The organism is Plantactinospora mayteni, from assembly GCF_016862935.1.
Taxonomy (GTDB): domain Bacteria; phylum Actinomycetota; class Actinomycetes; order Mycobacteriales; family Micromonosporaceae; genus Plantactinospora; species Plantactinospora mayteni.
In genome coordinates this window covers 35679-47951 of the sequence record NZ_BONX01000046.1, presented here as the reverse complement: position 1 = coordinate 47951, position 12273 = coordinate 35679, and the positions used below count along the sequence as shown (strand labels likewise).

The following is a 12273-nucleotide window of genomic DNA, read 5'->3' as shown; positions in this document are numbered from 1 at the left end:
GCTAACAGCTTAGGCTACCTCGCGAACAGCCGGGGTGCGACTCGTCCCGACCATCGCCTGCCTTCTGGGCTGTGCGGTCCGCGTCCCGGGCTGGACAACGGGGCGCAACCGACCGGCCAGGACCCGGCAGGGCGATCCGGCGGGCCGGGCGCGGGCGGTCGCGGCAACGCCAAGCACATGGAAGGCCACCAGGCGGTGAGCGACACGCCGTAAATTCGGCCGGTACACCGGCTGGACCGCTTCGGCCGTAAGGATGAGCGGTCAGGCCGGCTGGTCCGCTGGGCCGAGAGGAAGCACGACGACAGGCAAGGAGTGACCGGTGCCCCTCCCACAGCTTCGCCGGGTCCGCTGGGCCGTACGCGCCATCCTGGCCCTCGGGGTCGCCGTCTCGGTGGTGGCCAACGTCCTGCACGCCTGGGACAACCCGATCAGCCAGGCCATCGCCGCCTGGCCACCGCTGGCTCTGCTGCTCACCGTCGAGTTGATCTCACGGGTACCGGTGCACCGCCGCTCGCTGGCGTACGCCCGGATGGCGGCCACCGCCACCATCGCCGGGATCGCCGCCTGGGTGTCGTACTGGCACATGGTCGGGGTGGCCGCCCGGTACGGCGAGACGGGCGCGTCGCCGTACCTGCTGCCGCTCTCGGTCGACGGCCTGATCGTGGTGGCCAGCATCTGCCTGGTCGAGCTGGGCGGCCGGATCTCCGCCGCCCAGGCCGCGACGACCGTTGCGGCGGTGAGGGCCGGCCCGGCGGATTCCGCCGGCGCGGCCGGGTCCGCCCGGAGCGGAGAGTTCGATCATGCCCTGGGATCCGAACGGGTCGCCGCAACGGGTGGGGCTGCCGGAACCCGTCGGCGTCCGGCGGCGACATCGGGCGGCGGGTCGCTCGGCGCGGTCGAGCCGCTCGGCCGGGGTATCGGCGAGATCCTCGCCGTCCCCTCCGGCGGGACGGAAACCGGCCTGCCCGACGGGGCGCGGGGAACGGGTGCGGAGGCGGCACCGGACGCCGGAACCGCTGCCAGGGCCGGGAAGGCGGCGGCCCGGCAGGCGGCGGCCGGACCGGCCCGGAAGCGGGCCTCGACCGGCCGGGCGGCCAAGCCGCGCCGCCCGATCACCGAAACCGCCGCCCTGGCCGCGGCGATCCAGGCGGAGCGGCCCGAGGCCAGTGACGCCGACGTGGCACAGGAACTCGGCATCACCACCGCCCGGCTGCGGGCGATCCGCCGCGAGGTACGCGAACTCGACCTGGTCGCCTGACTCCGGAGTCATCCGCTGCCAGGGCTAGCCCCTGTCGGGCCGGTCGGAGCGCCGGGAGTCGCCTCGGGCGGCGTACCCGGGATCGGCAGGCCGGCCGGGGCGGCGCGGGTGACGGACGAACCGAGCGGGACCGTGCTGACCGTGCTGTTCGCCGGCACCGGCCGGACCGGCGTGCCGACCGGGCCGCCGCCGACCGCCGCCGAGGCGGCCACCACCGGAGTGGTCTCGGCCGCCGGAAGCGTCACGGTCACCTCCAGCCCGCCACCGTCCTGGGCGATCGCGCTGACCGTGCCGCCGTGCGCGTCGCAGACCGCCCGGACGATCGACAGTCCCAGCCCGGACCCCCGGGCGCCGGTCCGCTCCCGGCCACCCCGGCGGAACGCCTCGAACAGCCCGGGTACGTCCGCCTGCTCCACCTCGAAGCCGGTGTTGCCGACCACCAGCCAGGCCTGCTCGGGATCGGAGCCGGTACGCACCCACATCCGGCCGTGCAGGTGGTTGTAGCGCACCGCGTTCTCGATCAGGTTGCCGGCCAGCCGCTCCAGCAGGCCGGGATCGCCGACCACCGGTGCCGGGGCCAACGCCGTCTCGACCTGGAGCTTGAGCCGGGTGGTCTCGTTCCGGACCGCCGAGAGCGCCGCGCTGGCCCCGGCGGCGAGATCGGTCGGCGCCTTCCGGGCCAACCGGCGACCCGACTGCGCCTCGCTGCGGGCCAGCACCAGGAGCGCGTCGACCAGGTTGTTGGCCCGCTCCGAGGCGTCCCGGACCACCGTGGCCATCCGCCGGTACTCGGCCACGTCCGCCTCGTCGTCGGCCATCGTGACGTCGATCTCGGTACGCATCACCGCCAGCGGGGTACGCAGCTCGTGCGAGGCGTTGGCGACGAAGCGTTTCTGCGCCTCGAAGGCGTCCCCGATCCGGTCCAGCATCGCGTCGAAGGTGCCGGCCAGCTCGGCCACCTCGTCGTCCGCGCCGGAGTAGCGGATCCGCTGGTCGAGGGTGGCCTCGCCGAGCCGTCGGGCCGTCGAGGTGACCTGGTGCAGCGGGCGGAGCGCCCGGCCGGCCACCGCGTACGCCCCGGCGACCCCGACGACGCTGATCACCAGCAGCGCCAGCAACCCCTTGACCAGCAGTTCCCGCATGGCGATCTGCGCCATCTCCTGCTGCCACTGGCTCGCACCGACCCGCCGGCCGTCGGACAGCTCCAGCGTCGGGTTCGACCTGAGCTGGATGTCCGGGGTCAGCACGTCCCCGACCAGCAGCCAGGCGAGCAGCACCAGGATCACCCCGGCGCCGATCAGCAGGATGCCGTTGAGCAGGGTCAGCCGGAGCCGCAGGGTGGGCCGTACCCGGGGGCGACGGCGGGTCAGATAGACGGTCACGCGCTCACCTGCCCTGGCACGTACGGGTCCGGTACCCGGTAGCCGGCACCGACCACCGTCTCGATCAGCGGGGGATCACCGAGCTTCTTCCGCAACGTCATCACGGTCACCCGGACCGTGGTGGTGAACGGGTCGGTGTTGGCGTCCCAGACCCGTTCCAGGAGTTCCTCGCTGGAGACCACCGCACCGCGCGCCTTGACCAGCTCCTCCAGCACGCCGAACTCCTTACGGGTCAGGTCGACCGCCGCCCCGCCCCGGGTCGCCACCCGTCGCGCCGGGTCGACCACCAGGTCGGCCACGGTCAGCACCGGCGGGGTGGCCGGGGTGGCCCGGCGGCCCAGCGCCTGCACCCGGGCGACCAGCTCGTCGAAGGCGAACGGCTTCGGCAGGTAGTCGTCGGCGCCGAGTTGGAGCCCCTCCACCCGGTCGGCGACCGTGCCGCTGGCGGTCAGCATCAGCACCCGGGTCAGGGCGCCCGAGGTGACCAGGTCGGCACAGATCTGGTCGCCGTGCACGCCGGGCAGGTCCCGGTCGAGCACCACCACGTCGTACCGGGTGACGAAGGCCATCTCGTGTCCGGCCGAGCCGTCGTAGGCGACGTCCACCGCCATCCCCTGCCGACGCAGCCCACGGACGATCGCGTCGGCCAGGTTGCGCTCGTCCTCCACCACCAGTACCCGCACCACGCCCTCCCCGGCTGCCTGTAGGGGACAACCTATCCGTGCCCGACAAGTGACTGCTCGCAGGCGCCGGCCGGGGTGCTATCCGGGCAGTCGCCACACCCCGATCGAGGCGTCCAGCCGCCGGCAGTGCAGCGCCGTCGCGGTCAGCCCGCAGTCGTCGGAGACGCCGGGCAGCACCGCCAGGAGCCGGCTCCGCCAGGTCGCCGGATCGAACTCCACCACCCAGGCCCGCCGATCCGCGCCGTACCGGACGGCGACGAACCGCGACCCGTGCGGCGTGAGGAGTCCCCAGGCGCCGAGGTCGGCGAGTACCCGCCCGGTGGCCGGATCGAGCACGGAGAGCGCCTCGGTCGGGCCGGTACCGGCCCGGGCGGCGACCAGGGCGTCACCGACCGCCCAGATTCCGGTCCAGCGCTCGTCCGACCAGCGGGTACCGCCGGTCCCGGCATCCCAGACGCGTACCCCGCGCGGGCGGCGCAGGCTGCACAGGTCGGCTCCGCAGCCGAACGGCCCCTGCTCCACGGCGGGCTGGGTCCGGACCGACCAGCGCCGGTCCAGCCACGGCAGCCCGTACGCGGTCACCGTGCTCTCCTCGTACACCAGGAACAGGCCGGCGGCGATCTCGGCCCGCCAGTTGGCCTGCGGCCCGGCGCTCGGCGGCGGCAGTTGGACGGCCCGCACGACGGCGCCGGTGCCGAGATCGCGCACCTCGACCCGGCCGGACGGCAGGGCCAGGACCAGCGTCGAGGCCCGGACCGGTGCCGCCGGGTCGACCACCGTCGTGTCGAACGACGGCAGGGCACCGGCCGGCACCGGCAGCGACCAGCGCACGGCGCCGGAGGCCGGATCCACCGCCTCCAGCCTGCCGGGCCGGCTCTCCGCGCCCGGCTGCCAGTCCTCGGCCGTCGCCCAGAGCACCAGTTCACCACCGTTGCCGACCACCAGCAGGCTCGCCTCGCGCTCCCAGACCACCGCGCCGGCCGACAGGTCCAGCACCGTCAGCCGCGCGGCCCTGCTCAGCAACGGCTCCGGATAGCGGGCCAGCAGCAGGTGCTCGCCGACCACCTGGAGGCTCCCGACGGCGTCGGTCGACAACGTCACCCGCCAGCTCTGTTCCGCCGCCGGCAGCCGGTACGCGGCCAACTCCGGAGCGCCCCGACCGGACCGCCGGGGTTCGACGACGAACATCCAGTCCCGATCGGCGAGGACGATGGAGCCGAGCCGGGTCGGTATCGTCGCCTCCGGCCACGGTCGGGGTGACGGGCCGCCGGCCGCCACCGTGCCGAGCAGCCCGACCAGCACCGCCGCGAGCAGTCCCGACCGGGGCATCCGACGCCGGACCGCCCCTCGGGTCGCGGCCCGCACCGGGCCGACCGGCTCCGGGCGGGACGCGGCGGTCAACTCACCCAGCTCGATGGTGGCCATCTCTGCTCTCTCCCCCGGCTCGTCCGGCCCGGGCCGCCGACCGGCGCCCGGGTGTGCCCGGCATGGCCGCGATCCTGGTCGGGCACGTTCCGGATACACCCGAGCGGGTAGCGGCAATTCGGACGCGAAGCCACCTGTACGATGGCGCCTCGTGGCAGTTCCGGTGGTGGACAATTCTTCGGACGCCGAAGCCGGCTCGACCGAAGTCGGTCGATCTCGACAGAGGCGTTTCTTCCGAACTCCCGCGCGGGCCGACGTACTGGCCATCGGAGCGTACGTCCTGCTCGGCGTCTTCGTGTGCGCCAACTACTGGGTCGACGTCAACCACCGGGTGTCGTCGCACCTGCCGACCGACCACAGTTGGTTCGAGTGGCTCTTCGCGCACGGCGCGTACTCGGTGCAGCACCTGGAGAACCCGCTCTTCTCCGCCCGGCAGAACGCCCCGGACGGGGTCAACATGATGGCCAACACCTCGCTGTTGGGCGTCACGCTGCCGCTGGCCCCACTCACCTGGCTGTTCGGCCCACAGGTGACGTACGCGCTGTATCTCGGCGGTGCGCTCGCGGCGACGGCCGGCACCTCGTACTGGATGCTCTCCCGGTACCTGGTCTCCTCGCGGGGCGCGGCGTTCGTCGGCGGGGCGTTCCTCGGCTTCGCGCCCGGCATCATCCACCACGCCAACGGGCAGCCGAACTTCGTCTCCAACTTCCTGCTCCCACTGATCGTGGTCCGGGTGTTCCGGCTCACCGAGCCGGGTCGCTGGCTGCGCAACGGGCTGGTGCTGGGGCTGCTGGTGGCGTACCAGATCTTCATCAACGAGGAGATGCTGCTGCTCACCGCGCTGGCCTGCGCGGTGGTCGTGCCGCTCTACGTCGCCTTCCGCTGGTCGCGGATGCGCGACCAGATCTGGAACCTCCTCCGCGGCGTCGGCGTCGGCGGCGCGGTGGCGCTGCTACTGGCCGGCTACCCGATCTGGTACCAGTTCAACGGCCCGCAGTCCTACCGCGGCCTTCAGGGTGGCGTCTTCCACAACTGGGGCGAGGACCTGCGGGCCTTCGTCACCTACTCCCGGGACACCATCGCCGGCACCCCGGAGGTGGAGAAGACCATCGGGGTCACCGAGCAGAACACCTGGCTGGGCTGGCCGCTCGTCGGGCTGGTCGTGCTGGTCGCGGTGCTGCTCTGGCGGACCTCCGTCGCCGCCCGGATCGCCGCGCTGCTCGGTGCCGGGTTCGCGCTCTTCTCGCTGGGCCGGCAGATCCGCTACGACGGCCGGCTCACCGAGCACGAGGGGCCGTGGCACCTGCTGCCGGAGGATCTGCCGCTGATCGAGATGATGATGCCGACCCGGCTGAGTCTGGTCACGGTCGCCACCGTCGGCATCCTGGTCGCACTCGCCTGGGACGAGGTCGCGAAGAGCCGACCCCGACCGTTCGCCTCGAACGGCGGCACCCCGGCCAGCGCCCCGCTCGAGGTCGCCGGGCCGGTCGAGCCGGTCCGGCGACGGCTGCGGATCATGGCGTACGCCGCGATCGCGCTCGCGCTGCTGCCGATCATCCCGCGCCCGCTGCCGGCCATGCGGATCGACCCGCCGCCGCAGTTCATCACCTCCGGGGCCTGGCGACCCTACGTACCGGCGGGCCGGACCCTGGTGCCGGTGCCGATCCCGAGCAACGTGCACGGCCTCTCCACGCTGCGCTGGAGCGCGCTGACCGGGCAGGAGTTCCCGATCCCGGCCGGCTACTTCATCGGGCCGGACACGGAGGGCTACGGGGTGTTCGGCGCCCCGTCCCGGCCGACCAGCCTGCTGATCTACGGGACCATGGACCGGGGCGCCGCACCGGTGGTCACCGAGGAGAACCGCCGCCAGGCGATCGAGGACCTGCGGTTCTGGAAAGCCTCGGTGGTGGTGCTCGGCGACCATCCGGCCACACCCGCCCTGCACGTGCTGCTGGCCGGACTGTTCGGCCCGGGGCAGCGGGTGGACGACGTCTGGCTCTGGGACGTCCGACCGCTCGTCGGCTGAGGTCCGACCGCCGCTCGGTGGGGCTGACGTCCGCGCCGCTCGTCGGCTGACGTCCGCGCCGCTCCTCGGCTGACGTTCCCGACCGCTGCTCGTCGGCCGACCGGGCGTCGGCTCAGTCGACGAGGGCGCGGACGTCCCACACCCAGGCGCCGGAGATGTCCCGGCCCGGCCCGAGCAGTTGGTCGAGGGTCTCCTTGACCGGTACGCCCCGGTGCAGGCCGCCCTGCACCACGATCGCGGCCCGCCAGTGCCGCAGGTCCTCGATCGCCTGCCGCCGTTCGACGTCGCCGATCGACGGCACCTCGCCGGTGGCGGCGACCCGGTCGAGCAGTATCGCGGTCGGGCGGTCCGGCGCACCCCAGCGCGCCTGCGGATCGTCCGGGCCGGTGGGTCCGATGAAGTAGCCGCCCGGGGCGGTGAAGTCCAGCCCCGTCCGGGCCGACCAGTACATCCCGGCGGTCCCCTCGGAGCCCCGGGTCGGCGGCACGGCCACGAGGGTACGCCCCGGCGGCACGTACGACCGCCACTCGCCGTTGGCCACGAAATCCGGTACCGGCCAGACCGGCCTGGTGTGCAGCGGCGTCGGGGCCAGCGGCAGCAGTACCGCGACCACCGCCCCGGTCCAGAGCAGCCGGATCGGCACCCGCCCGCCGGCCACCCCCGCCCCGGGTACCGGCACCGCACCGCCACCCGCCGCAGCGACGTCCCCGGTACGGCCGTCCGCCGCCCCACGCCGGAAGACCTCGTCGAAGGAGAGCGCCAGCAGGATCGCCAGGGCCGGTACGCAGATCAGCGGGAACCGGGCCGGCACCGCCAGGTCGATCAGCGGCACCCCGGAGACCAGCCGGTACGGGCCGGGCAGGTCCAGCACCTCCCCGCCCAGCCGCAGGTTCTCGCCGAGCGACAGCGCGGCGAAGATCAGTACGCAGAGCACCAGCGCCCGCACCAACGGTCGCCGCCACAGCCAGATCGCCACCACCGCGCAGAGCACGATCAGGGCCAGCCCGAAGAAGGAGTTCTCCTCGGTCAGGTTCGGTGAGAGCATGCCCGGCACCGACTCGTGACCGGTGATCGACTGTCGGGACGCGGCGGTGAACGACGCCAGGTCCAGCGGGTACGCCTTCGGGTCGAACGGCAGCCCGCGATAGTGCCCCGGCCCGAAGAACTGGAACCACAGCGGGTACGCCAGCAGCACCACCCCGACCCCGGTGCCGACGCCGAGCCGGCCGAGGAACGCCGGAGCCAGCCGCCGGGCGTTCCTCGGGGCCGAGACGGCGTAGCCGACGGTGAAGACCCCGCAGGCCAGTACCAGGAAGGCCAGCACCTCCTCACCGAGGAAGACCTGGTAGCCGACCAGCACGCCGAGCAGTACGCCGCGCCGGAGGACCCGGTCGGTGCGCCGGTCGAAGACCACCGCGAGGATCGCCGGCACCAGGAACTGGGCGATCATGTGCAGGTGCCCGGTGGCCTGGGAGATCATCCCGGGCGCGAACCCGCAGAACAGCCCGGAGACGGCCGCGCCGAGGCGGGAGCGGACGAGCCGGCGGGACAGGAAGAGATACCAGGCGGTGGCCGTACCGGCCAGCGAGAGCACGACCGCGAGCAGGTAACTGTGCTGCGAACCGAGGAGCAGGGTCACCGGGGTCAACGGCACGCCCAGGCCGAGCACCGAGGTGTTCGCCATCAGGTTGATCCCGTCCGGCGCGTTCAACGCGGTGCTGTAGAACGGGTTCTCCAGGTGGGTCACCGCCCGGGCGGCCCGGGCCAGCATCCACTCGAAGAGGATCATGTCGTTGCCGGCGTTAGTCATCCGGTCCCGGTGCAGCCACAGCCCGGAGGTGACGTGACCGGCGGCGGCCAGGTAGAGCAGCACGACCGCCGCGTCGACCAGTCCGCCCCGCCGCCGCGTGGACCACGCGCGCAGCGCGCCGAGCCGGCTGACGTGCCGCGCGCCGAGCCGGGCGGCGGTGCGGCGTACCACCCTCCAGCTGTCGACGGTCGCCGCCGGCACGGCCGCCGGGACCGCGACGTCCGGCGCGGTCTCGGCGGGTCGCCCCGGCCCGCTCACCCAGCCGTGCGGCTGGTCAGGGCGCGGACGTCCCACACCCACACGTCGGCGGTACGCCGGGCCGGGCCGGCGAGCTGGTCGACGGTGCTGCGCAGCGCCTCCACGTTGTCCTGCCGCACCGGCAGCACCAGGATCGCGGCCTGCCAGTGTCGCAACTCGTCCAGGGCCCGCCGGCGCTGCCGGTCGGTCAGCGTCGCGGGCTGGCCGCTGGTGGCGACCCGGTCGAGTACCGCGCTGAGCCCGCTGGGCCGCCCGCCGAACCGGCCGGCGTCGCCGGTGTTCCCGTTCCGGGGAGCCAGGAAGTAGCCGCCCGGCATCTTGAAGTCGAGGTTGGTGGCGGCGGCCCAGCGCATCCCGTGGGTGTGCCCCATCGCGGGGATCGGCACCGGCACCAGCGTCTGGTCAGGACCGACGTACGGCCGCCACTGGCCCGAGGTGATGAAGTGCGGCACCGGCGGCCGGCTCACCTCGCGCAGCGGCAGCGGCAGGATCGGCACCAGCGCGATCGCCAGCACGGCCACCACCACGGTACGCAGCGTGCGCCGGTCGGCGATCTCCAGTTTCCAGGCCCGGTCGGTGGCGAGCGCGAGTAGCAGCCCGATCACCACTGTGGTAATCAGGCCGAACCGGGTCGGCACCACCGCGTCGAGCAGCGGGGCCCGGACCAGGATGTCCCACGGCCCCCAGAAGGCGCCCCGGTTCCACCAGGAGATCCGCTCGCCGAGCGAGAGGATCGCGAAGAGCAGGCCGGTCACCGCGAGCGCCCGGATCAGCACCTCGCGGCGGAGCCAGACCACGATCGCCACGGTCAGCAGCGCCAGGCTCCAGCCGAAGAAGGCGTTCTCCTCGGAATAGTTCGGGGCGAGGTCGAGATTGGCCCGCTGGTTGCCGCCGAGCGTGGCGGAGCCGGGTGCGAAGAACGCCGCCAGGTCGTTGCCGTAGTCCCGGACCGCGTCGCTGAGCCCGTGGTACGCCTGCCGGCCCGCGAACTGCACGATCAGCGGGTACGCCAGCAGCGCCCCGGCGAGTACGGCGCAGACCGCGATGCCGGCGCCGAGCGGGCGCCACGCCGCCCTCCACCGGGCCGGCTCCTGCACCAGTACCGCGAGCAGGAAGACCCCGCAGGCCATCGCGGTGAAGAGCAGGATCTCCTCGTTGATGAACGCCTGGTAGGTGACCAGCAGCGCGAGGATGACGCCGTCCCGGAGCGGCCGGGTGGAGCGGGTCAGCACCAGGACCCGCCAGACGATGAACGGCAGCAGGAACTGCGAGATGATGTTGGGGTGCCAGTTGGCGTGTGACAGCAGCGCCGGGGAGAAGCCGCAGAACCAGCCGCCGGCGATCGCCGCGATCGGCGCGCTGACCAGGTGCCGGGAGATCACGTAGTACCACGCGGAGGCGGTGCCGGCCAGGCCGAGCGTCACCAGCACCACGAAGGACACCGCCGGGCCGAACAGCAGCGTGATCGGCACCATCGGGATGCCCAGCCCCAGGATCGCCGTGTTGGCCATCAGGTTGACGCCGTCAGGATAGTTCAACCGGTCGGTGAAGAACGGGAACTCGCCGTGCAGCACCACCCGTACGGAGTGGGCGAGGAAGTATTGCACCTGCGCGGGGTCGCTGCTGTAGAGCGAGGCGACCCGACCGGCCGGGTCGAGCCAGATCTGGCTGGTCACCCAGAAGCCGGCGACCAGGAAGGCCGCGTAGACGGCGAGGTCACGCCGCCAGGTGGGCCAGCGGGCCGGCCGGGTGGCCGGCTGGCCGGTGTTCCGGTCCGGGGTACCCGAGTCCTCGCCGGTGTCGTCGGAACGCGGCGCCGGCTCCCGGTCGGCGGGCGCCGCCGACGCGGTTTCCGAGCCGGTCTCGGAACCGGCGCCCGAACCCGCCGGCTCCGCCGCGCCCCCGTCGGTTCCGGTCGCCGTACGGCTTCCTGACTCGGGGCCCTCCGGATCCGGCGTGCTGTTGTGCAGGCGTGGCTGGGCAAGCGTCACAGTCGGCGGAGTCTACAGGAGTACCCCATTGGTCCCAGTTGCCTGGGCGGCTGGTTTCCGCAGGGCGGGTCGTGTCGTCGGGCCGGCGGTCCCCGATCGGCCGGGCTTTCCCGGGTCCCGCCCGAGCCGCGTCCGAGATCTCGTAGGATGTGGCATCTGTAGACGACTGAGGCGGATCGGGAGCACAGCGGTGGGTTCACTCCCTCGTAGCGGGATCGTCGGCGCGGCCCTCACGCTGGCCCTCCTCACCGGCGGGTGCGGCGCCGTCCCGAAGGAACCTCCGATCGCGCTCCGGGTCGGCTACGACACCCTGGACGGTACGCTCCAGGTGTGGCCCTCCCGGGGTGCTCTGGCCGGTGATCCACAAGCGACCGCGGCGGTGGCCCGGGCCGTCGACGCGTGGCGCACCCCGGTCGAGGACCGGGCGCACCTGCCCTCCTCCGGCATCCTCTGGCTCGGCGAGGTCGACGGCGGCCGACTCGCGCTGGTCGCCGCCGACGTGCCCGGCGAGGCGGGCTCCTGGCTCTTGCAGTTGACCGGCGACGGAACGGAGTTCACGGTCGACCGGGCGGTCGAATACACCGACCCCGGCTACCTGGTCTACTCCGACGTGCTGCCGGTGCAGTTGCCCACCGGCCGGCGCTATCTGGTCTCCGCCCGGGTGGACCGGCTGCTCGGCTCGGACCGCCGGCCGCTGGCGGTCACCGACGGCCTGACCGGCCCGGTCGCAGTGCCGGCCTGCGCCGCCCGCACCGTCACCGCCCGGCTGCGCCCCAGCGAGTCGCTGCCGAGTGGCAAGGCGGCCGACCGGCTCGTCGACCTCGGCACCGGTATCGAGGGGCCGCGCTATCCGCTGGTCGGCGACGACACCGGCTCCGGCGCCTCCGTGCTGAACAACCTCGACACCTGCGCCCTCGGCACCAAGACCGGTCCGTTCGGCAGCATCCCGCACCGGGTGCACGGCGAGGCCCATCCCGGTTCGGTGCCGGTCTCCTGGCCGATCGACCGGGTGTCGACGAAGTCGCTGGCCGAGGTCGAGCTGGTCGGCGCCGGGGAGCAGCCGGCCAAGCTCGAACAGATGAGCTGGCGTACCGACGAGGGCATGATGACGGCCGCCCTGCTCCGGCCCGCCGAGGGTCCGCCGGTGGTCTCGGCCGCCGACCGGCTCGAGCCGCTCCAGGTGTACGTCCTGCCGCTCTCCAGCCCCGTCGTGGTGCTGGTCTGGCAGCCGAGCCCGGATACCAGCCTCGCGCTGCCGCCGAACACGACCCGCCTGGTCGACCGGCCCGGCCTGGTCGTGGTGCCGAATCCGGCCACCCGCGAGACGTTCAACCTGATCGCCCTCGACAAGACCACCACCCGCTCCGCCGGCGGCAACTGAAACTCCCCCACCGCGGGGCCCGCACGATCGCGCTGTTCCAGTGATGTAGTGGCCTCATC

7 protein-coding genes and 1 pseudogene are annotated in these 12273 nt (G+C 73.4%); 3 read left to right on the top strand and 5 right to left on the bottom strand.

The window, feature by feature from the left end:
• Positions 1–319 precede the first annotated feature (319 nt).
• A complete protein-coding gene (locus Pma05_RS42965; protein ID WP_239313427.1) occupies positions 320–1258 on the top strand; it encodes a DUF2637 domain-containing protein in 939 nt (312 codons plus the stop codon).
• Positions 1259–1482: 224 nt separating this feature from the next.
• Here the strand turns inward: Pma05_RS42965 and Pma05_RS30865 are convergent.
• The 3 genes and pseudogenes from Pma05_RS30865 to Pma05_RS30855 form a co-directional block, all read right to left on the bottom strand.
• A pseudogene (locus Pma05_RS30865) lies at positions 1483–2628 on the bottom strand (sensor histidine kinase); the annotation flags it as partial.
• Positions 2629–2636: 8 nt separating this feature from the next.
• Complete coding sequence (locus Pma05_RS30860; RefSeq protein WP_203861016.1) at positions 2637–3323, bottom strand: response regulator transcription factor; 687 nt, start codon at positions 3321–3323, stop codon at positions 2637–2639.
• A 78-nt stretch (positions 3324–3401) separates the two neighbouring features.
• Complete coding sequence (locus tag Pma05_RS30855) at positions 3402–4748, bottom strand: outer membrane protein assembly factor BamB family protein (RefSeq protein WP_203861015.1); 1347 nt, start codon at positions 4746–4748, stop codon at positions 3402–3404.
• Between the two features lie 163 nt (positions 4749–4911).
• Here Pma05_RS30855 and Pma05_RS30850 point away from each other — a divergent pair, with 163 nt between their 5' ends.
• Entirely contained in the window at positions 4912–6774 is a 1863-nt protein-coding gene (locus Pma05_RS30850) for a putative glycosyltransferase family protein (protein ID WP_203861071.1), read from the top strand.
• A gap of 112 nt (positions 6775–6886) precedes the next feature.
• Here the strand turns inward: Pma05_RS30850 and Pma05_RS30845 are convergent, their stop codons facing one another.
• Entirely contained in the window at positions 6887–8878 is a 1992-nt protein-coding gene (locus tag Pma05_RS30845) for a DUF6311 domain-containing protein (RefSeq protein ID WP_239313424.1), read from the bottom strand.
• Complete coding sequence (locus Pma05_RS30840; protein ID WP_239313421.1) at positions 8839–10833, bottom strand: DUF6311 domain-containing protein; 1995 nt, start codon at positions 10831–10833, stop codon at positions 8839–8841. The genes Pma05_RS30845 and Pma05_RS30840 overlap by 40 nt, the downstream gene beginning before the upstream one ends.
• 190 nt (positions 10834–11023) lie before the next feature.
• Between Pma05_RS30840 and Pma05_RS30835 the strand changes: the two genes are divergently transcribed.
• Complete coding sequence (locus tag Pma05_RS30835; protein WP_203861014.1) at positions 11024–12214, top strand: hypothetical protein; 1191 nt, start codon at positions 11024–11026, stop codon at positions 12212–12214.
• Positions 12215–12273: the final 59 nt, after the last annotated feature.

Excerpts from the sequence above, each read along its gene's own strand:
- Pma05_RS30855 (WP_203861015.1), bottom strand. The coding sequence starts at position 4,748 with ATGGCCACCATCGAGCTGGGTGAGTTGACCGCCGCGTCCCGCCCGGAG.